Origin of the sequence: Actinophytocola sp. (genome assembly GCF_035762905.1) — a bacterium.
Lineage (GTDB): Bacteria > Actinomycetota > Actinomycetes > Mycobacteriales > Pseudonocardiaceae > DASYTH01.
Map to the genome: position 1 here is coordinate 41,739 of NZ_DASUCC010000008.1, position 21,098 is coordinate 62,836.

Annotated in this window: 16 protein-coding genes and 1 tRNA gene; 13 read left to right on the forward strand and 4 right to left on the reverse strand. The window is 72.1% G+C overall.

Going from position 1 to position 21,098, the window contains the following annotated elements; translation table 11 throughout:
* Positions 1–11 precede the first annotated feature (11 nt).
* From VFV67_RS00700 to VFV67_RS00755, 12 genes are all read left to right on the forward strand, one after another.
* A complete protein-coding gene (locus tag VFV67_RS00700; protein ID WP_326466367.1) occupies positions 12–455 on the forward strand; it encodes a hypothetical protein in 444 nt (147 codons plus the stop codon).
* Positions 456–518: 63 nt separating this feature from the next.
* Positions 519–1,100, forward strand: coding sequence for a twin-arginine translocation signal domain-containing protein (locus VFV67_RS00705; protein WP_326466368.1), 582 nt, complete (start codon positions 519–521; stop codon positions 1,098–1,100).
* Between the two features lie 12 nt (positions 1,101–1,112).
* Complete coding sequence (gene fdnG, locus VFV67_RS00710) at positions 1,113–3,539, forward strand: formate dehydrogenase-N subunit alpha (protein WP_326466369.1); 2,427 nt, start codon at positions 1,113–1,115, stop codon at positions 3,537–3,539.
* Positions 3,539–4,366 carry a formate dehydrogenase accessory protein FdhE gene (fdhE, locus tag VFV67_RS00715; RefSeq protein WP_326466370.1) on the forward strand — a complete coding sequence of 276 codons (828 nt, stop codon included), beginning with the start codon at positions 3,539–3,541 and terminating at the stop codon, positions 4,364–4,366. The genes fdnG and fdhE overlap by 1 nt, the downstream gene beginning before the upstream one ends.
* Positions 4,367–4,368: 2 nt before the next feature.
* Positions 4,369–5,316, forward strand: a complete 948-nt coding sequence (locus VFV67_RS00720; protein ID WP_326466371.1) for a 4Fe-4S dicluster domain-containing protein — start codon at positions 4,369–4,371, stop codon at positions 5,314–5,316.
* Positions 5,313–6,260, forward strand: a complete 948-nt coding sequence (gene nrfD, locus VFV67_RS00725; RefSeq protein ID WP_326466372.1) for an NrfD/PsrC family molybdoenzyme membrane anchor subunit — start codon at positions 5,313–5,315, stop codon at positions 6,258–6,260. Before VFV67_RS00720 ends, nrfD begins: the two co-directional genes overlap by 4 nt.
* A 3-nt stretch (positions 6,261–6,263) precedes the next feature.
* The gene (locus VFV67_RS00730) at positions 6,264–7,394 is read left to right on the forward strand and encodes an Mrp/NBP35 family ATP-binding protein (protein WP_326466373.1); all 1,131 of its coding nucleotides are present in this window, start codon (positions 6,264–6,266) and stop codon (positions 7,392–7,394) included.
* 32 nt (positions 7,395–7,426) lie between these two features.
* Positions 7,427–7,521: transfer RNA gene (locus VFV67_RS00735), tRNA-Sec, on the forward strand.
* Positions 7,522–7,546: 25 nt separating this feature from the next.
* Entirely contained in the window at positions 7,547–8,863 is a 1,317-nt protein-coding gene (gene selA / locus VFV67_RS00740; protein ID WP_326466374.1) for an L-seryl-tRNA(Sec) selenium transferase, read from the forward strand.
* Position 8,864: 1 nt separating this feature from the next.
* Complete coding sequence (gene selB / locus VFV67_RS00745; RefSeq protein WP_326466375.1) at positions 8,865–10,631, forward strand: selenocysteine-specific translation elongation factor; 1,767 nt, start codon at positions 8,865–8,867, stop codon at positions 10,629–10,631.
* On the forward strand, positions 10,628–11,620 hold the full coding sequence (selD, locus tag VFV67_RS00750; protein ID WP_326466376.1) for a selenide, water dikinase SelD: 993 nt from the start codon (positions 10,628–10,630) through the stop codon (positions 11,618–11,620). Before selB ends, selD begins: the two co-directional genes overlap by 4 nt.
* Positions 11,621–11,809: 189 nt before the next feature.
* Positions 11,810–12,388, forward strand: coding sequence for a dihydrofolate reductase family protein (locus VFV67_RS00755; protein ID WP_326466377.1), 579 nt, complete (start codon positions 11,810–11,812; stop codon positions 12,386–12,388).
* A 15-nt stretch (positions 12,389–12,403) separates the two neighbouring features.
* On the opposite strand, the gene VFV67_RS00760 is transcribed toward VFV67_RS00755, so the two are convergent.
* The 4 genes from VFV67_RS00760 to VFV67_RS00775 are packed head-to-tail and all read right to left on the reverse strand — an operon-like array spanning position 12,404 to position 15,403.
* Entirely contained in the window at positions 12,404–12,955 is a 552-nt protein-coding gene (locus tag VFV67_RS00760; RefSeq protein ID WP_326466379.1) for a GNAT family N-acetyltransferase, read from the reverse strand.
* 8 nt (positions 12,956–12,963) lie between these two features.
* A complete protein-coding gene (locus VFV67_RS00765; protein WP_326466380.1) occupies positions 12,964–13,656 on the reverse strand; it encodes a hypothetical protein in 693 nt (230 codons plus the stop codon).
* Positions 13,653–14,975 carry a hypothetical protein gene (locus tag VFV67_RS00770; protein WP_326466382.1) on the reverse strand — a complete coding sequence of 441 codons (1,323 nt, stop codon included), beginning with the start codon at positions 14,973–14,975 and terminating at the stop codon, positions 13,653–13,655. The genes VFV67_RS00765 and VFV67_RS00770 overlap by 4 nt, the downstream gene beginning before the upstream one ends.
* Positions 14,972–15,403 carry a YbaB/EbfC family nucleoid-associated protein gene (locus VFV67_RS00775; protein ID WP_326466384.1) on the reverse strand — a complete coding sequence of 144 codons (432 nt, stop codon included), beginning with the start codon at positions 15,401–15,403 and terminating at the stop codon, positions 14,972–14,974. The genes VFV67_RS00770 and VFV67_RS00775 overlap by 4 nt, the downstream gene beginning before the upstream one ends.
* A 235-nt stretch (positions 15,404–15,638) precedes the next feature.
* Here VFV67_RS00775 and VFV67_RS00780 point away from each other — a divergent pair, with 235 nt between their 5' ends.
* Positions 15,639–20,942: an ExeM/NucH family extracellular endonuclease gene (locus VFV67_RS00780; RefSeq protein WP_326466386.1), complete on the forward strand. Its 5,304-nt coding sequence runs from the start codon at positions 15,639–15,641 to the stop codon at positions 20,940–20,942.
* The last annotated feature ends 156 nt before the right edge of the window (positions 20,943–21,098 follow it).

Consider the following 21,098-nt stretch of genomic DNA (forward strand, 5'->3'; position numbering starts at 1 on the left):
AGGGTGGGGGAATGGTGCAGGTTGGGATCTTGCTGGGTCCGGTGCCGGAGCGACTGGGGGACTGGCTGGCGGACGCCTCGGCCTTCGATGCGGCGGGGGCCGACGCGCTGTGGGTGGAGGACGTGGGGGACCTCGACACGGTGACGCTGGCGGCCGCGCTGTCGGTGGTGACCTTCCGGGCCCGCCTGGTGGTGGCGACCGCGCAGGCCCCGGAGCGGAGCGTCGACACCGTGCGCCGGCTGAGCCACGGCCGGCTGGGGGACACGGCGGACCCGGCGGAGTGGGAGCGGGTGGGGGTGCCGCAGGGCCGCGAGGAGTGGCGGCAGATGTGCACGGAGGCGCACGAGCGGGGTGTGCGCGGAGTGATCGTTCCTGCTGACGCGCGGTTGCTGGACATTCTGCGCAATCCGGATGACCCTGGCGAGCGGCACGATCTTCAGCTTGCCCAGGGCTGAGGCATTGCGCTTGCGCAGCGTGAGATCGAGAATGGCGAGAGTGACCGCGGAAGGAGGCCGGCGATGGAGCCAGTCACCAGGCGGAGGTTCCTCGGGCTTACAGCCGCCGGGACTGGGGCTGTCGGGGTCTCCGCGCTCGGGTTCAGCACCGCCGAGGCGACCCAGGTCAAGCAGCGCCTGAGGATCGAAGGCGCGCAGGTCAAACGCTCGGTCTGCCCGTACTGCGCGGTGGGGTGCTCGCTGCTGGCCTACACCAAGACCGAGAACGGCCACACCGAGCTGCTGCAGATCGAGGGCGACCCGGACAGCCCGGTGAACGAGGGCACGTTGTGCCCCAAGGGCGCCACGTCGCTGCAGCTGGCCATCTCGAAGCGCCGGGTGCCCAGCCCGATGTACCGCCCTCCGGGTGCCACCGACTGGCAGACGGTGTCCTGGGACTTCACGCTGGACAAGCTGGCCCAGAACATCAAGGCATCGCGGGACCGCACGTTCATCACCCAGGACGCCAACGGGAACGTGGTGAACCGGTGCGAAGGCATCGCGTTCGCCGGCGGTGCGGCGTTCTCCTCCGAGGAGGGTTATCTGGCCGCCAAGCTCATGCGCGGCCTGGGGGTGGTGCACATCGAGCAACAGGCCCGTGTTTGACACGGTCCTACGGTGGTCAGTTTGGCCGCCACGTTTGGCCGAGGGGCCATGACCAACCACTGGCGTGACATCCGGCATGCCGACCTGATCCTGATCAATGGCGCCAACCCGGCCGAGGCCCATCCGGTGGGCTTCCGCTGGCTGATGCGGGCGAAGCTGGACCGCGGCGCGAAGATGATCCACGCCGACCCGCGGTTCACCCGGACCTCCGCGGTCTCCGACACCCACCTGCGAATCCGTACCGGCACCGACGTGGCCTACTTCGGTGGGCTGATCAACTACGTGCTGGAGAACGAGCTTTACCACAAGGAATACGTGGAGTGGGCCACCAACGCCGGGTTGGTGGTGAGCGCGGACTACTCGTTCACCGACGGGATGTTCAACGGTTTCAACGCCGAGACCGGCGCCTACAACCCCGCGGCCTGGGCCTACGAGCTCGAGGGCGGCGTCGCCAAGGTGGACGTCGCGCATCCGCGCTCGGTGCTGAACCTGTTGCGCGAGCACTACAAGCGCTACACCCCGGAGATGGTGGAGCGGATCACCGGCATTCCGCGCGACCAGTTCCTCGAGGTGGCCAAGATGGTCGGCGAGATGGGCCGGCCGGACAAGGTGATGACGATCGTCTACGCGGTCGGCCTCACCCACCACACCACCGGCGTGCAGCTGATCCGCTCGGCCGCGATTCTCCAGCTGCTGCTGGGAAACATGGGCCGCCCGGGCGGCGGCATGAACGCCGAGCGCGGCCACGCCAACATCCAGGGCAACACCGACCACGCCATCTCCTGGGAGATCCTGCCCGGTTACCTGCGGATCCCGGCTCCCGGGCAGAAGAACCTGGCCGACTACCTGGCCGTCAGCGCGACCAAGAAGCTGCGGCCGAACTCGGTGAACTTCTTCGGCGAGAACTACCGCAAGTTCATGGTGAGCCTGCTCAAGGCCTGGTACGGCGACTTCGCCACGCCGGCCAACGAGTTCGCCTTCGACTACCTGCCCAAACCCGCGGCGAACTCGTCCTGGATCTCCATCTACGACCAGGCGCTCCGCAACCGCATGGAGGGCCTGCTGCTGTCCGGGATGACGGCCACCAGCATCGGGCCGGACTCCAACCAGGTGCTCAAGGCGCTGGGCAACCTGAAGTGGCTGTGCGTCATGGATCCGTTCAACACCACCAGTTCCGACTTCTGGAAAGCGCCCGGAATGGACCCGGCCCAGGTGCAGACCGAGGTGTTCATGCTCCCGGCCACGCACTGGATCGAGAAGGACGGCTCGTTCACCAACAGCGGCCGCTGGGCGCAGTGGAAGGAACAGGTGCTGCCGGTCGAGGGCGAGGCCCGGCACGACCACTGGATCCTCGCCGAGCTGTTCAGCCGGGTGCAGGACCTCTACCGCCAGCAGGGCGGCAAGTTCCCCGACCCGGTGCTCAACATGTCCATGCCGTACCGGGATGCCAAGCGCCCCGAGCTGGACGAGATCGCGCGGGAGATCAACGGGCGCAGCCTCACCACCGGCAAGCGGCTGGACACGTTCGCGGCGCTGCTCGACGACGGCACCACCACCGCCGGGGACTGGATCTACACCGGCCATTACCCGGAGAGCGGCAACCTGGCCAAGCGCCGCGACGGCATCCAGGACCCGGCCAAGAACGACCCGACCGGCATGGGTTACTACCCGAACTGGGCGTGGTCCTGGCCGCTCAACCGCCGGGTGCTGTACAACCGCGCGTCCGCCGATCCGCAGGGCCGGCCGTGGGACCCGGAGCGGGTCGGGATCGCCTGGGACGCCGCCGCCGGCCGGTGGGTGGGCGACGTTCCGGACTACCCGGGCACCGCCGCGCCCGGTCCGGACGCCCCGCTGCCGTTCATCATGACCGCCGAGGGCACCGGCCGGATCTTCAGCAACGGGGTGGCCGACGGGCCGTTCCCCGAGCACTACGAGCCGGTCGAGGCCCCGATCCGCAACCCCTTGCACCCGGAGGTGTCTGGGACCCCCGCGGCGTTCATGTACGACCAGAAGGCGGGGCGGGAGAACAGGTTCGGCACGGTGGAGGAGTTCCCGTACGTGGCGACCTCCTACCGGCTCACCGAGCACGAGCACTACGTCACCCAGCACGTCGACCACCTGGTCCAGCTCCAGCCAGAGGCGTTCGTCGAGGTGCCCGCGGAACTGGCCAGGGAGAAGGGAATCGCCAACGGCGACCACGTCCGGGTCTCGTCCAAGCGGGGCAAGCTCGAGGTGCGCGCGGTGGTGACCAACCGGCTTGGCGCGCTGCAGATCGACGGCAAGAAGGTGTACCAGATCGGCATTCCCATCCATTGGGGCTTCGTCGGCATCAACACCGGCCAGCACTGGCTGGCCAACGCGCTCACCCCGTTCGTGGGCGACGCCAGCTCCCGGACCCCCGAGTTCAAGTCGTTCCTGGTCAACCTCGAGAAGATGTGATGACCGTGCCGCGGGTCGAGGCGAGTCCTTGGGCGGCACCCGGCCGCCGGGCCGCCGCGCTGCGCGACCGGCACCCGTTCGCCGCCGAGATGCTCACGCTCTACCTTGCCCTGCTTGAGGTCTGGGCGGATGCCGACGCGGCGGCGCGGGACGTCCCACCGGACGCACTGGCCGGGTGGGCGGCCGGGGCGGTGCTGCCCGAGGTGGTGGCCGCGACCCGGCGGCACGGACCGGCGCCGCTTGCCGAGCTGTTGCCGGCCGGAAACCTCGACGGGACAACGGAACTGCTGGCCGCATGGCTGGCAGGCGATGAGCTGGAGCCGGTGGAACGCTACCTGGCCCGGGCCGCGCTGCGCGGGCCGCTGGCCGCGGTGGACGCCGCGACGGCGTGCGCCGCGGACCCGGCCCCGCGCGGTGAACGGCGCTGCCCGCGCTGCGCCGGTCCGCCCCAGCTGAGCTACCGCACCGACAGCGGCGACACGCTGGCCACCGGCAGCCGCCGGCTGCAGTGCGCGCGCTGCGCGGAGAGCTGGAGCTTTTCCAGCAGTGCCTGTGCCTTCTGCGGGGAGACGGCCGGCGCCCAACGCACCGTCTTCGCCGAGCAGGGCGGCGGGCCGAAGGTCGGCCGGCGGGAGGCGGACGGCGCGACGTTCCCCCACCTGCGCATCGAGGCCTGCGGGCTGTGCCAGCGGTACCTGATCGACGTCGACCTCGGCCGGGATCCCCGCGCGGTACCGGAGGTCGACGAGCTGGCGGCGCTGCCACTCGATCTGTACGCGGCCGAGCACGGCTACACGAAGATCACACCCAACCTGATGGGGTTCTAGCGATGGAAATCACCCCCGGCCGGGCATACGGGTTCTTCACCGACACGAGCGTGTGCATCGGGTGCAAGGCCTGTGAGGTGGCCTGCAAGGAGTGGAACGAGCTGTCCGGCAACGATCCGGTGTTCGGCGACGGCTACGACAACACCGGAACGCTTGACGCGCAGAACTGGCGGCACGTCGAGTTCATCGACAACGTTGCGGACCAGACCATGGGCACCGGGGCGGGCAAGGCCTGGCTGATGATGTCCGACGTCTGCAAGCACTGCAAGCAGGCCAGCTGCATGGAGGTCTGCCCGACCGGGGCGCTCATCCGGACCGAGTTCGACAGCGTCTACATCCAGCCGGACGTGTGCAACGGCTGCCGCAACTGCATCGCCGCCTGCCCGTACGACGTGATCGCGCAGGACGAGCACAAGGGCGTCGCGCAGAAGTGCACGCTGTGCTACGACCGGCTGCAGGGCGGCATGGAACCGGCCTGCGCCAAGTCGTGCCCGACCGACTCGATCCAGTTCGGGCCGGTGGACGAGCTGCGCGCGGCGGCCCAGCAGCGGCTGTCCGACCTGCACGACCAAGGGGTCACCGAGGCCCGGCTGTACGGCGAGGACGACAAGGTCTACGGCGGCCTCAACGCGTTCTTCCTGCTCATGGACGAGCCGGAGGCCTACCGGCTGCCCAACGCGCAGAACGCCGTGCTGCCCAGCCGGAACAACCTCGGCGGGTATCTCGGCGTGCTCGGCGCCGCGGTGCTCGGCGTGCTCGGCGGGCTGTTCGCGCTGCGCCGGCGCCGGGAGCCGGTCGCCGTGCCGGCCGGGGCCGCGCCGGCCGCGGAGCCCACGGCACCCGCCGCGCCGGTGGCACCTGCCGCGCCGGCCGCGGATTCCGCCCCGCCACCGGAAAAGCCGGCCGAGCCGGAGCCGGGACCGCCGGAGAAGAAGGACGGTGAGCAATGACGGCGCTGGCCCAGCCGGCCCAGCACTTCGCCGGCTCGCCCGACTGGACCTGGTACATCCTGTTCTACTTCTTCTTCGCCGGACTGTCCGGCGGGTCCTACGTGATCGCCTCGCTGTTCCGGCTGCGCGGCGAGCCCGCCGACGAGCCGGCCGCCCGGATCGGCTTCTACACCGCGTTCCTCGCCCTGCTGCCCTGCCCGGTGATGCTGATCCTCGATCTCGGCTCGCCGCTTCGGTTCTGGCACATGATGTGGAACACCACGCCCGGTGACGAGGGGTTGAACTTCTATCCCTGGTCGCCGATGTCGGTCGGTGTGTGGGCCCTGCTGGTCTACGGCGCGTTCGCCACGGTGTCCGTCGTGGACGCTCTGGTCCGGGACGGGAAGATCCGCTTCGGGCTGGTGGTGCGGGTGCTGGACAGCGGGCTGGGCAAGGTTTTCCTGGTGCTCGGCCTGATCCTCGGCCTGTTCGTCGCCGGCTACACCGGGGTGCTGCTGTCCGTGTCGAACCAGGCCGTGTGGAGCGACACCTGGGCACTCGGCGCGCTGTTCCTCGCCTCGGGTCTGTCCGGATCGGCCGCGCTGCTGTTGTTCCTGCTGCGCTACCGGTCCGGCGCGGAGGTCAGCGCCGGCCCGCTGACCCTGTCCGAGCGCCTCTATGCCGCCCTGGAACTGGTGGCGCTGCTGGTGTTCGCCCTCACCCTGATCCCGGCCGGAACCTTCGACGAGGCGTTCGGTCTTCCGTGGACACTGCTCTGGCTGGTGGCGCTGGCCGGCCTGCTGCCCGGGATCGGTGGCCTGGTCTCCAGTGGGCTGGCGGTCACCCCGGAAGGTGTTGCGGTGCAGGTGCATTCGGTGTCGGCAGCCCGCTCGGCCACGGTGGCCGGGCTGGTTCTGGTCGGCGTGCTGGCGTTGCGCGCCGCCGTGATCTTCAGCATCCAGTAGCCGATGCCGACCGTCGATGAGGTGACCGCGGCACTGGCCACGGTGCGGGACCCGGAGATCCACCGGCCGATCACCGAACTGGACATGGTGGGCGGCATCGACATCGGGCCGGGCGGGGCGGTCCGGGTCACGGTGCTGCTGACCGTGGCGGGCTGCCCGCTGCACGACACGATCCGGCGGGACGTGACCGCCGCGGTGGCCAAGGTTCCCGGTGTGGCCGAGGTGCTGGTCGAGTTCGGCGTGATGACCGACGAGCAGCGCCAGGAACTGCAACGCCGGCTGATGGGCGACCGGGCCGAACGGGAGATCCCGTTCGGCCGGCCCGGTTCGCTGACCCGGGTCTATGCGGTGGCCAGTGGCAAGGGCGGGGTGGGCAAGTCCTCGGTGACGGTGAACCTGGCCGCGGCGTTCGCGGCGGCCGGCCGCACCGTCGGCGTCGTGGACGCCGACATGTACGGGCATTCGGTGCCCCGGATGCTCGGCGTGACCGCCCGGCCGACCCAGGTCCAGCAGATGATCATGCCGCCGACCGTCGGGGGCATCCGGGTCATCTCGGTCGGGATGTTCACCGCCGGCAACCAGCCCATCGTCTGGCGCGGCCCGATGCTGCACCGCGCGCTGCGCCAGTTCCTGGCCGATGTGTACTGGGGCGATCTCGACGTGCTGCTCATGGATCTGCCGCCGGGCACCGGGGACATCGCGATCTCGGTGGCGCAGCTGCTGCCGACCGCAGAGCTGGTGGTGGTGACCACACCGCAGCAGGCCGCGGCCGAGGTGGCCGAGCGGGCCGGCGGCATCGCGTTGCAGACCCACCAGCGGATCGCCGGCGTGGTGGAGAACATGTCCTGGCTGCCCTGTCCGCATTGCGGCCACCGGATCGACCTGTTCGGCTCGGGCGGCGGCGCGCTGGTGGCCGAGGCGTTGTCCCGCAAGGTGGGCGCGCCGGTGCCGCTGCTCGGTCAGGTGCCGCTGGACACCAGGCTGTGCGAGCAGGGTGACGCGGGAGAGCCGCTGGTCAGCGCCGAGCCGGACGCGCCCGCGGCCAAGGTGCTGGTGGCCGTCGCCGACCAGTTGGCCGGGCGCGGCCGGGGTCTGGCCGGCCGCCAGTTGGGACTCACACCGGTTGGCAGTTGACAGATCGTTTCCAATCGACAGGGTTAGACCCTGGAGGCGTTCAGGAGCTGGTGCTCCTCCCGGTCTTCAAAACCGGTGTGGTCCGGTACCCGGACCAGGCGGGTTCGATTCCCGTCCGCCTCCGCCACCTGCGAGTCGATGGAGAGCGCGGCGTGCCGACCGAACAGCCGAAGGACCGGCGGCGGGACGTTCCGCGCACCGACGCGGTGCTCGCCGATCCCCGGCTGGCCGCCGCCGTGCCCACGCTCGGCCGGGCCACGGTGAAGGCCGTGGTCGCGGCGGCGCAGGATCGGGCCCGGCGCGGGGAGATCGCGCCCGAGCAGGTCGCCGACGCGGCGGCCGGCGCGCTGCCGAGGCGGGCGACCTCGCTGCGTCCGGTACTCAACGCCACCGGCGTCGTGCTGCACACCAACCTCGGCCGGGCCGCGCTGTCCGACGCCGCGGTCGCCGCGGTGGCGGCCGTGGCCGGGCACACCGACGTCGAGTTCGACCTGGACACCGGAAACCGGGCCCGGCGCGGCCGGGGCACGCTCGCCGCGCTGGCCGCCGCCGTGCCCGCGGCCGAGGCGGTGCACGTGGTCAACAATGGCGCGGCCGCGCTGTTGCTGGTCGCCACGGCGCTGGCCGCCGGCCGGGAGATCGTGGTCAGCCGCGGTGAGCTGATCGAGATCGGCGACGGGTTCCGGCTGCCCGAGCTGCTGGCCGCCACCGGGGCGCGGCTGCGCGAGGTCGGCACCACCAACCGCACGGCGGCCGCCGACTACGCCGCGGCGATCGGCCCGGACACCGCGTTCCTGCTCAAGATCCACCCGTCCAACTTCGTGGTGCGCGGCTTCACCTCGGCTGCCGGGACCGCCGAGCTGACCGGGCTCGGGCCGCCGGTCGTGGTCGACATCGGCTCCGGCCTGCTCGCGCCGCAACCACTTCTGCCGGACGAGCCGGATGCGGCCACGGCGCTCGGCGACGGCGCCGCGCTGGTCACGGCCAGCGGGGACAAGCTGCTCGGCGGCCCGCAGGCCGGTCTGCTGCTCGGCCGCGCGGACCTGGTCGAGCGGCTGCGCCGGCATCCGATCGCCCGTGCCCTGCGGGTGGACAAGCTCACCCTTGCCGCCCTCGAGGCCACCCTGCGCGGGCCGGAAACCCCTACCTGGCAGGCATTACACGGCGAACCGGCGGAGCTGCGCGGGCGGGCCCGGGCGCTGGCCGCCCGATTGCGCGAACGGGGCATCGACGCCGAGCTGGTCGAGTCGGCGTCGGTGGTCGGCGGCGGGGGAGCGCCCGGGGTGGAGCTGCCGTCCTGGGCGGTGGCCGTGGATCCGGCGCTGGCCGGCCCGCTGCGCACCGGGGAACCCCCGGTGGTCGGCCGGGTCGAGCGCGGGCGGCTGCTGCTCGACCTGCGCTGCGTGCCGCGTGATCGGGACGAGGCGCTGCGGGACGCGGTGGCCGCGGCGGCCGGGCAGGGGGAGTGACGTGTACGTCGTCGCCACCGCCGGTCATGTCGACCACGGCAAGTCGACGCTGGTTCGGGCGCTCACCGGGATGGAGCCGGACCGGTGGGCGGAGGAGCGCCGCCGCGGGCTGACCATCGACCTCGGCTTCGCCTGGACCGAGCTGCGGCCCGGGGTCACGGTGGCGTTCGTGGACGTGCCGGGGCACGAGCGGTTCGTGCCGAACATGCTCGCCGGGATCGGTCCGGTGCCGGCGGCGATGTTCGTGGTGGCCGCCGACGAGGGCTGGATGCCGCAGTCCGCCGAGCATCTGGCCGCGCTGCACGCCCTGGACGTCCGGCACGGGCTGTGCGTGATCGCGCGCAGCGACCTGGCCGACCCGGAGCCGGCGCGCAGTCAGGCGCTGGCCGAGATCGGGCGAACCTCGGTGGGCACCGTGGAGTCCGTGGCGGTCAGCGCGGTCACCGGGGCGGGCATGGACGAGCTGCGCGCGGCGATCGACCGGATGCTCGGCCGGCTGCGCCCGCCGGATCCGACCGCGCCGGTCCGGTTGTGGATCGACCGGTCGTTCACGATCCGGGGGAGCGGCACGGTGGTGACCGGCACGCTGGCCGCCGGGCGGCTGCGGGTCGGCGACGAGCTGGAGATCCCGACGCTCGGGCGCACCACCCGGATCCGCGCGCTGCAGTCGCTCGGGGAGGCGGTGTCCGGGGTGTCCGGGGTGGCCCGGGTCGCGGTGAACCTGCGTGCGGTGGAACGGCACGAGCTGCGTCGCGGCGATGCTTTGCTGACCCCGCACCGGTTCCGGCACAGCGACGTGATCGATGTGCGGGTGCACGGCGATCCGGTGGCCGCGCTGCCGCGCGAGGTGATGCTGCACATCGGCTCGGCCGCGGTGTCCGCGCTGGTGCGCCCGATCGGCGTGGACACCGCCCGGCTCACCCTGGCCCACCCGTTGCCGCTGCGCATCGGCGACCGTGGTCTGCTGCGCAACCCCGGGGCGCACCACATCAGCGGCGGCGCCGTGGTCCTGGACGTCGCGCCGCCCCGGCTGATCCGGCGCCGGGCCGCCGTCGCCCGCGCGCGGGTGCTCGCCGGGCTGGACGGTCGCCCGGACGAGCGCTCGGAGCTGCGCCGTCGCGGCATCGCGCGCCGGGCCGACCTGGAACGGATGGGTGTCGCGGTGACGGTCCGCCCGGTTGCCGGCGACTGGCTGATCGAGGATGCCCTGTTGATCTCGCTGCGCGCCGAGCTGCCCCGGTTCGTGGCCGCGTGGCGCGAGGAGCACCCGCTCGAGCCGGGCCCGCCGGTCGACGTGGTCCGTCAGGCGCTCCGGTTGCCCGACCGCGCCCTGGTGCACGCCCTGGTGGCGCCGCCGCTGACCGAGCGCGCCGGTCGGGTGGTGCGGGCCGATCAGCAGGCCGCGCTCCCCGAGCCGATCGTGCGCGCCGTGGAGAAGATCCGCGCGGAGCTGGCCGACAACCCGTTCGCCGCGCCGTCCGGCGAACGCCTCGCCCGGCTCGGTCTCGGCTCCCGCGAGCTGGGCGCCGCCGTCCGGGCCGGTGCCCTGGTCCGCATCGCCGAAGGGGTGGTGCTGCTCCCGGGCAGCCTGCGCGACGCGGCCACCGTGCTCGCCGGGCTGCCCCAGCCGTTCACCGTCAGCGAGGCCCGGGTGGCCCTGGACACCACCCGCCGGGTCGCCGTTCCGCTGCTCGAGTTACTCGACCGCAACGGCGTGACCCTGCGCCTTCCCGACGACCGCAGACGAATGCGAGGAGAGCGTCGATGACCGCGACCGTCCGGTTGACCCAGTACGCCCACGGCGGCGGCTGCGCCTGCAAGATCCCGCCCGGCGAGTTGGAGACCATGGTCCGCGGTCTGGCCGTCACCCCGGTCGGTACCGGTGAGCTCCTGGTCGGCCTGGACCACGGCGACGACGCCGCCGTGGTCCGGGTGGCCGGCGGCCTGGCCCTGGTGCTGACCACCGACTTCTTCACCCCGGTCGTCGACGATCCCTATGACTGGGGCCGCATCGCCGCCGCCAACGCGCTGTCCGACGTCTACGCCATGGGCGGTACCCCGGTCGTCGCCGTCAACCTCCTCGGCTGGCCCCGCGACGTGCTGCCGCCCGAACTGGCCGCCGAGGTCCTCCGCGGCGGCCTCACGGTGGCTGCGGAGGCGGCCTGTCACCTGGCCGGCGGCCACAGCATCGACGACCCGGAACCCAAGTACGGCCTCGCGGTGACCGGCACCGCCGACCCGGATCGCTTGCTGCGCAACGACGCCGGCCGCCCCGGCCAACCCCTCACCCTGACCAAGCCGCTCGGCATCGGCGTCCTCAACACCCGGCACAAGGCCACCGGCGAAGTCTTTCCGGAAGCGGTCGCCACCATGACCCGGCTCAACGCCTCGTCCTCGGCCGCCGCCCTGGCCGCCGGTCTCGAGTGCGCCACCGACGTCACCGGCTTCGGCCTCCTCGGCCACCTCTACAAACTCGCCCGCGCCAGCGGCGTCAGCGCGGTGATCGACGCCGCTGCCGTCCCCTACCTCGAACCCGCCCGCGCCGCCCTGCGCGACGGCTACGTCAGCGGCGGCACCCGCCGCAACCTCGACTGGGTCGCCCCACAGGCCGACCTCTCGGCGGTCTCCTCGGACGAAGCCCTCCTCCTCGCCGACGCCCAGACCTCCGGTGGCCTGCTGGTGGCCGGCGAACTCCCCGGCCACCCCGTCATCGGCGAACTGGTCCCACCCGGCGAACACGTGCTCACGATCCGATAGCCGCTCCCGGCCTGAGGCCGGCGCCTGCGGCGCCGGCCTCCGGCCGGAAGATCGACGACTGTGGGGATCGCAGCCACCCCGTGCCGATTATCGCGGTGGTGTCGAATTGCGTCGGGCCCGTTCGTAGCCAGGGTGGGAGACCGGCAACGGCCGGCTGCGTACCGATCAGCCGCACTCGAGGAGAGCATCATGACCGCGACTTACACCTTCGACGTCTTTACCAGTCTCGACGGCTTCGGCGGCAGCAGCGGCGACTGGGGCGGCTACTGGGGAAAGCAAGGCCCGGAGTTGCTCGGGCACCGCCTCGCCTTGCACAGCCAGGAGCAGCGGATGGTCTTCGGGGCCAACACGTATCGGGCGTTCGCGCAGCTGCTGGCCTCGAGCACCGAGGAGTCCGAGGTCCGTGACCCATGGGTCACCCGGATGCGGAACCTGCCGGCAACGGTGGTGTCGACGACCCTGGACGGGCCCCTGGACTGGCCGGACGCGACCCTCGTGCGCGGCGACGCCGTCGACGTCGTCGCCCGGCTCAAGGAGGAGTCCGCGGTGCCGTTGCGCTCGCACGGCAGCCTGTCGATGAACCGGGCGCTGATGGCCGCCGGTCTGGTCGATCGGGTTCAGGTGACGATCTTCCCGGTGATCACCGGCCGGACCGGAGCGGACCCGATCTTCCACGGTGCGGCCGACTTCGACCTCGAACTGATCGAGAGCCGCACGCTCGACGGCCACACCCAGGAACTTATCTACCGGCCCACCCTGCATCGCTGAGCCCAGCCCATGCGACTACTCGGCGCGGCCGGACAGGGTGGACGCATCGGGCCACGCGTACCGCAGGCATTCGGGCTTCCCGTTGAGCCGGTGCGGGTCGCCGCCGGGAGCCGGAACGGCATCGCGCTCCACGCGGATCCCGCCCCGCGCCGAGTAGAACGCCTGCGCCGCGGAGTTCTGCGCCAGAACCCACAAGTACAGGCCGGACGACGACCGGTGCTCGACGGCTCGTGCGGTCATGGCCAGCAGCCGGGTCCCGATTCCCTGTCGCTTCAGCAGATACCGCACATGGAGGTTGTCGATCAGGGCGCCCCAGCGGGGGTCCTGGTCGAGCATCGTGTGGGCCAGCCCGACGAGCTGGCCGCCCTGCTCGGCGAGGACGGTGTAGGTCCGCGGCGACGGCGCCGCCAGACGCTGCGCCCACGTCCGAGCCAGATACCCGGGTGCCTCCTCGTCGAGGAAGGCATCCGTGTACGCGCCGCGGTAGTGCCGCCGCCAACTGTCGGCATGCAGCCCGGCGACCGCGTCCGCGTCATCCGGTTCGGCCGTCCGGAACCGCAAACTCATGGTCGCGGTCACTGCTGGGCGCCGGTGAGCGCGGTCAGGCCGGCCTGATCGGTTTTCAGCCGCGCCCAGGAGTCGTCGGTGAACTGCACCTGGACGAAGCGCGGTCCGCCGTTGAACTCCGGAACCATGGGTTGTTTCCACCGCACGATCGAGTGCAGGACCTGGCGGGGCACGTCGAACGGACAGTCCAGCACGGCGTCCTGCGGCCGTTCGGTCAGCGGCGGGCGCCGGGCACTCTTGACGAACTCGGTCGCCGACGTCTTCACGATCTTGCCGAGCCCGCGCAGCGCTCCGCCGAGGGAGCGTTCCTGCCTTGCCTGCTCGAGGATCTCCTCGACCGCGCCCTCCTCGGTGTTCTGCAGGTCGCGCAGCCGCAGGACCGCAACCCGGTGCGAGGTGATCACCACCCAGGCGTGGTCGAACCGGGCCGCCTGGTACAGACCGACGGCGGCGCACCGGGGGTGCCCACCGCGCACGGCCACGTACCCCGCCGGGCCGTCCTCGACGATCATCCAACCGACGGCGTCGGCCGCCCGTTCGCCCATCGACTCCGGACGCGGGTGGCCGTTCTCGTCCAGCCCGGCCACCTTGTACCGGTCCACATCGAGATGCGCCGCGGCGGCCATGGTCTGGATCTGGTCGCCCCGCAACCAGTGCCGGCCGGCCAGCTCGGCCACCATCGCGCCCTCGTTCGGTGTCACCGGAATCCCACGTCCATCGCGTCCTGGTTGGCCTGCTCGCGCCGGTTCTCCCCGGCCGCTTCCTCGCCAGCTTCCTGCACTGCCACGTCGGTGGCCAACTCGGTGCCGCTGTCGAAGGCGGTCATGCCCGGGGTGGTCCCGGTCAATCCGGTGGCCGCACGGACGAACAGCTTGTCCGGGCGAAGGTAGCTCAGCATCCGGGTGCCCCCGGTGACCCGCAGCGCCATCTTGGTGAGCGGGCCGAGGCCGTCGACCAGCCTGGTGACCGCCTCGTGCAGCCTGCGCAGGTAGTTCAACGCCCGGACCAGCCACTGCAACGCCCTGCTGATCTGCATCAGGATGCGGGACAGCGTGACGCTCAGCCGGGCGGCCGAGGTCGCCCAGGCGGCGGCGACCGAGGAACCGAAGGACAGCGCGCTCACCGCGAGGGCCGCGAGCCAGGTGACGATCAGGCCCTCGACGAACTCCCGCACGATGTCGACGAGGATGTCCCACAGACCCTCGAAGAAGTCGGCGACCTGGTACAGGTGCTCCTTGAGCTGCGCGCAGCAGTCGCCGAGCGCGCGGAGACCTTCCTGGAACTCCTTCTTCTGCGCGTCCTGCGCCTGGGCCGCCTCGCCCTCCCAGTAGCCGAGCAGCGCCTCCTGCTCCCGGGCGTCGGAGTCGGCGAGCTGCTTGACGAACTCACCCATCCGCTGCCAGCCGTCGCCGGTGGCGCGCATCTGGTCGGGGTCGCCGGTCACCTGTTCGAACAGCGGCCGGAACGGGTACATGCACCATTCGACGAGGAAGCCCAACCCGTTGTCCCAGAACCCCTGCATGGGATGTGCGAGCAGGTCGTCCACCTCACGCCTGACGCCGACCCCGGCGACGAAGATCTCCGGCAGCGAGGAGGCGTCCTGGAAGTCGCCGACCGCCTCGGCGGCGTCCTGCGCGGTGTCCACCGCGTCGATCTCGGGTGCCGCCGCCTGGCCCGGGCTCACCGAGCCGAACGTCGAGCCCGGCAGGGCCTGCGGCACCTCGCTGTAGATCCGGGCCCAACCCTGGTCGACGGCCGCGTAGTCCTCGGCGCTCGCGGTCAGCCGGTCAGCGGCACTGCGCAGGTACTCGGCGGCCTTGCCGACGTTCTCGTCGACCTTGCCGACCATGTCGTCGTAGCCGGTGAAGAACCCGGCCTGCATGCCGATCAGACCGAAGCAGTCCTCGGTGGCGCGCGCCCTTCCGACCTGCTGCCGCAGGCCGTCGAGCACGCCGGCCCGGTCCTCGTCGTAGCCGGCCTTGGCCAGCAGCGCCTGCGAGTTGGCGGTGAACCCGGTCATCGGTTTCCGCCCTTGCGGTACACGCCGGTCTGGCTCAGATCCTCGTCGTCGTCCGGAACTGCCGGGCCGCGCGGCAGCCCGGTCACCTCCGGCACTTCGGACCGGACGGCCTGCATGGCCTCGTCGAGCCGGTCGCCGACGACCGGCCGGATCGCGGCCTCGAGTTGGGCCGCGGCGTCCGCGCTGGCCCGGTGGATGGTGTCCACGATGGCGGTCTGCAGCATCCGGGCGCTCTGCGCGACGGCGCGCTCGTCCAGGTCGAGCGACACCAGCGCTCCGCCGGGCGCGACCACCGCGGTGACCAGGCCATCGGCGCTACGGGCGGTTCCCCGGGTGGTGTTCACCGCCTCCCGCAGCTCGGCGGCCCGGTCGAGCGCGTTCCGGTTGTCCTCTTCTGCCCGCCGCAGCCAGCTGTCGGCGTCGGTCACGTGGTCCTCCACAGGTCGATTCCCCCAACTCATCCCTGCGACGCGCGCGACGCCGCCAGGTTTCCCAAACCTTCCGATCGCGAACCTACCGGCATCGGACCCCGGGACCCATCCGGTCACGGTTGGGTGGCAGGAGATGAGCAATGGCGGAACGTTGCCCGAACGGGCCTACCGTGATCGCGTCAGGCCATCTAGCGTGCCTCAAGTTGTGCCCGCCGCAGTCCCAGGAGTCGCCGTGCGCCGCCCCCGCCTACGCCGCTCGCTCGTCGGTGCCACCGTCACCGGCCTGGTCGTCGGGATGCTCGGGGTGCTGCCGGCCCCGCCGGTGCTCGCCGCCGGTTTCGGCGCGGGCAATATCGTCGTGGCCCGGGTGGGCACCGGGGACGCGACGCTGTCCGGCGTGGCCACGCCGGTGTTCCTCGACGAGTACACCCCGGCCGGCGTGCTGGTGCAGTCGGTGGCGTTGCCCACGACGGCCCAGGGCGCGAACCGCCGGGTGACGATGAGCGGCTCGGCCACCTCGGAGGGCGCGCTGGCGCAGTCCGCGGACGGGCGCTACCTGACCCTGGCCGGCTACGACGCCGACCCCGGCACCGCGGGCGTGGTGGGCACGACCACCGCCGCGGTCAACCGGGTGGTGGCCCGGGTGGACGGCGCGGGCGTCGTGGACAGTTCGACCGCGATCACCGACGCGTTCAGCACCAACAACGTGCGCGGCGCGGTGACCGACGACGGCGGCCGGTTCTGGGTGGTCGGTGCCACCGGCGGCGTCCGGCTGGCCCCGCTCGGCGGCGGCGCGACCACGCAGCTCAACAGCGCCGCGCCGACCAACATCCGCACCGTCGGCATCGCCGGCGGCCAGCTCTACGTCGGCACCGGCAGCGGCACGGCCGGCGTGTACGCGGTCGGCACCGGCCTGCCCACCACCGGCGGCCAGACCCCGGCGCTGACCGCTCCGGCGCCCGGCGCGTACGGGTTCGTCGCGCTGGACCGCGACCCCGGAGTGTCCGGAGTGGACACGCTGTACGTCGCCGACGAGTCGGGCAGCCCGAACGGCGGCGTGCTCAAGTTCTCCTTCGACGGTGCCACCTGGACCGCGCGCGGGTCGTTCCGCCCGGCGGGCAGCGGCATCCGCGGGTTGGCCGGCTCGGTCACCCCGGCCGGCGTGACCCTGTTCGCCACGACGTCCACGATCACCAACGCCCTGGTGAAGGTGGACGACACGGCCGCATACAACGCCCCGATCGCCGCCACGGCAACGGTTCTGAGCACCGCGGCGGCCAACACGGCGTTCCGCGGCGTCGCGTTCGCCCCGGTCCCCGCCGTCGCGGCGCCGGCGATCACCGCGCAGCCGCAGGACGCGACGGTGAGCACCGGCGGTTCGGCCACGCTGTCGGTGGCCGCGTCCGGCACCGGACCGCTCAGCTACCAGTGGTACCGCGGCACCGCCGGGGACACCGCCAACCCGGAGTCCGGCACCGGCCCGGAGTTCACCACCCCGGCGCTCACCGCGACCACCTCGTACTGGGTGCGGGTGAGCGGTCCCGGCGGGACGGCGGACAGCCGCACCGCGACCGTCACCGTGTCCGACACGCCGAACACCCCGCCCACCATCGGCCCCGACCCGGTACCGGAGCTGGCGTTGACCGTGGGCGACCCGGACAACCCGCCGGCCATGCGCACGGTCGACGTGGCCGACGCGGAGACCACAGACCTCACCGTCACCGTGGCCAGCAGCGATCCCGCCGTTGCCACCGGCGGGGTCACCGGCGCCGGTCCGACCCGCACGCTCACCGTCACCCCGGTCGGCGTCGGGCACGCCACGCTGACCGTCACCGTCTCCGACGGCGACGCGACCGCCAGCACCCCGTTCGGCGTCTCGGTGTCCGCGGCGCAGCCGGCCGGCACCCGCAACCACTACGGCGCAAGCGATGCCAGCACCGCGATCGACCTCGGCGGCGGCGCCATGGTCGTCGCCGACGACGAGACCAACGTGCTGCGCGTCTACGACCGCGATCATTCCCGTTATCCGGCAAGCTCGTTCGACGTCCGGGCCGCCGGGCTCGCGCTGCGCGACGGCAACGTGACGCGCGAGATCGACATCGAGGCCGCGGCGCGCACCGGCGACACCATCTACTGGGTCGGCTCACACGGGCAGAACTCGTCCGGAAACACCCGGCTCAACCGCCAGGAACTGTTCGCCACCACGGTTTCCGGCACCGGTACCGGCGCCACCCTTGCGCTTGGCGGCAGCTACCAGCACCTGCGCGACGACCTGATCGCCTGGGACCAGGCGAACGGCGACGCGCTCGGCCTGGCCGCGGCGGCCACCCGCGCGCCGGAGGGCGACGGCGGCGGCCCGGCCGGATTCAACATCGAGGCCGCCGAGCTGACCCCGGACGGCGGCACGCTGCTGCTCGGCTTCCGCGGCCCGATCACCGCCGACGGGCGTGCGATCGTGGTGCCGGTGACCAACATCGGCGCGCTGGTCGCGGCCAACCCGACCACCGGCGTCGCCGCGACGTTCGGCGCCGCGCTGCGCTGGGATCTCGGCGGCCGTGGCGTGCGGGAGATCCGGCGCAACGCCGCCGGGCAGTACCTGGTGATCGCCGGGCCGGCGGACGCCGGCACCGGCGCGGCCGGCGAGTTCCGCTTCTACACCTGGGACGGCAACCCGGCGAATGCGCCGGTGCAGCGGGCCGGATCGCTGGACTCGTTCGGCGGCGCCAGCAAGCCCGAGGCGTTGGTTTCCGTGCCGATCCCGATCGCGGGCGACACCGCCGTGCAGGTGCTCGGCGACTCCGGCGACGCGGTCTGGTACGGCGACGGCGTGATCGCCAAGGAACTGCCGCTGGCGCAACGCAAGACGGTCGGCCGGACGGTGACCGTGGGCGCGGCGCCGGCCTGCACCGCGCCGGTCACCGCGATCGGCGCCGTGCAGGGCAGCACCGACGTCAGCCCGGTGGCCGGTCAGGTGGTGACCGTGCGCGGCACGGTGGTCGCCGACTACGAGGGCGCCCAGCCGGCGCTGCGCGGTTTCTACCTGCAGGACGGCGGCGACGGCAATCCGTCCACATCGGACGGTGTGTTCGTCTTCGACAACGGCGCCAACCTGGTGTCCAACGGTGACCTGGTCGAGGTCACCGGAACCGTGTCGGAGTTCCAGGGCCAGACCCAGATCACCGCGTCCGCGCCGGGGATCGCCGGGTGCGGCGCGGGCTCGGCCACCCCGGCCGACGTCACCCTGCCGCGAGCCAGCGCCACGGATCTCGAGCCGTACGAAGGAATGCTGGTTCGGTTCCACCAGACGCTGACCGTCACCGAGCACTTCCAGCTGGGTCGGTTCGGTCAGGTCGTGGTGTCCTCCGGCGGCCGGCTGCGTCAGCCCACCGCGGACATCCGGGCCACCGACCAGGCGGCGGTGCAGGCGTTGCAGAACGCCAACAACCTCAACCGGTTGATCGTGGACGACGCCAGCCAGGGACAGAACCCCGACCCGATCGTGTTCGGCCGCGGCGGCGCGCCGTTGTCGGCCAGCAACACGTTGCGCGGCGGGGACACCGTGACCGACCCGGTCGGCGTGCTGACCTACACCTGGGCCGGCAACGCGGCCAGCGGCAACGCCTACCGGTTGCGTCCGGTCGGCTCGGTGGGCGGCACCGCGGTATTCGACCCGGTGAACGCCCGGCCGTCCGCGCCGCCGGACACCGGCACCGGCGGCATCAAGGTGGCCAGCGCCAACCTGCTGAACTTCTTCAACACGTTCACCGGCTGCCGGTTCGGCACCATCGGCGGCCCGGCCGACTGCCGCGGCGCCTCGGATGCCACGGAGTACCAACGCCAACTCGCCAAGGAGGTCGCGTCCCTGCGCTTCCTCGACGCGGATGTCGTCGGCTACATGGAGATGGAGAACGACGGCTACGGCCCGGCCAGCGCCGTGCAGGCCTTTGTGGACGCGCTCAACGCCGCCGACGGCCCCGGTACCTGGGCCTTCATCGACGCCGACGCCGCGACCGGCGTGGTCGACGTGGCCGGCACCGACGCGATCAAGGCCGGCCTGCTCTACCGCACCGCCTCGGTCACCCCGGTCCCCGGCGCCACCTTCGTCAACCAGCACCCGATCTACGAGCGCCGCCCGGTGGCCCAGACCTTCGCCACCCCGTCCGGCGCCAAGTTCACCGTGATCGCCAACCACTTCAAGTCCAAGGGATCCTGCCCCGCCTCGGGTCCGGATGCCGACCAGGGCGACGGCCAGAGCTGCTGGAACCCCCGGCGCACCGTCCAGGCCAACGAACTGGCCAGCTGGATCTCCAGCACCGTGGTCCCCGGTGCCGCCGACCCGGATGTGCTGATCGTCGGCGACCTCAACTCCTACTCCGGCGAGGACCCGATCGCCGCCCTGGAGTCCGCCGGCTACACCAACCTGATCCGCCACTTCCACGGCCTGGACGCCTATTCCTACGTGTTCGACGGCCAGTGGGGCTACCTGGACTACGTGCTCGCCTCCGAGTCGATGACCCCCCAGATCACCGGCGCCGGCGACGCCCACCACAACGCCGACGAGCCCTCGGTCCTGGACTACCTCACCGACTTCAAGTCCCCAGCCCAGATTGTCTCGCTGTACGCCCCGGACCGCTTCCGCACCGCCGACCACGACCCGGTCCTGGTCGGCCTGAACCCCGGCGTCCCGGCGACCATCTCCGGCACCCCACCCGCCGGCACCGCCGGTACCCCCTACTCCTTCGCCTTCACCACCAGCCCCGGCGCGACGGTGACGACGGTTTCCGGCACCCTCCCACCCGGCCTCACCCTGGCCCCGGACGGCACCATCTCCGGCACCCCAACCACCGCCGGCCAGTTCCCCTTCACCGTCCGCGCCACCAACCCCTTCGGCGCGGCCGAACTCCCCACCGCCATTCAGGTATCGCCCGGGGCCACCACCACAACGCTGACCCCCACCGCCAACCCGTCCACCTTCCGCGCCGAACTCCGCTTCACCGCAACGGTCTCCCCGGCCCCCACCGGCGGCACCGTCCAGTTCACAGTGGACGGCCAACCCCTCGGCGCCCCCGTCCCGGTCACCAACGGCACCGCCACCAGCGCCCAAGCCCCCACCCTCTCGCTCGGCTCCCACCCCGTCACCGCCACCTACTCCGGCGACCCGTCCTACCTCACCAGCACCGCCTCGTTCACCCAGGTCATCTGGCTCGCCGTCCAGTTGCTCACCCCCACCGCCGGCGCCCAAATCCCTGCCGGCACAGTGGTTCCCATCACCTTCCGCCTCACCGACGCCTCCGGCACCCCCATCCCCCACCTGGCCGCCCTGGCCCTGTTGCTCAGCGGCCGCGTCACCCTCTCCGCCACCGGCGCCCAACCCCTCCCCACCGCCTTCCCCCTCTACGACCCCCTCACCCACCGCTACGTATTCCTCTGGCCCACCGCCAAACGCCGCACCGGCCCCGCAACCATCACCGTCACCATCACCTACCCGGGCGCCCCCACCCAACAATCCCAGCGCACCATCACCTTCACCAGGTAGCAACTTCCCTAGCCGCGGGGCTGTCAATTTAACGGTGTAACTGGATCTTGTTGTTAGTTTCGTCCGGTGGACAGGCGTCCGTCGAAGGCGAGGTCGAAGGCGTTGAGGGCGGCTTTCCAGCGCATGGTCCAGCGCCCACGGCCCTTTCCGGTGGGG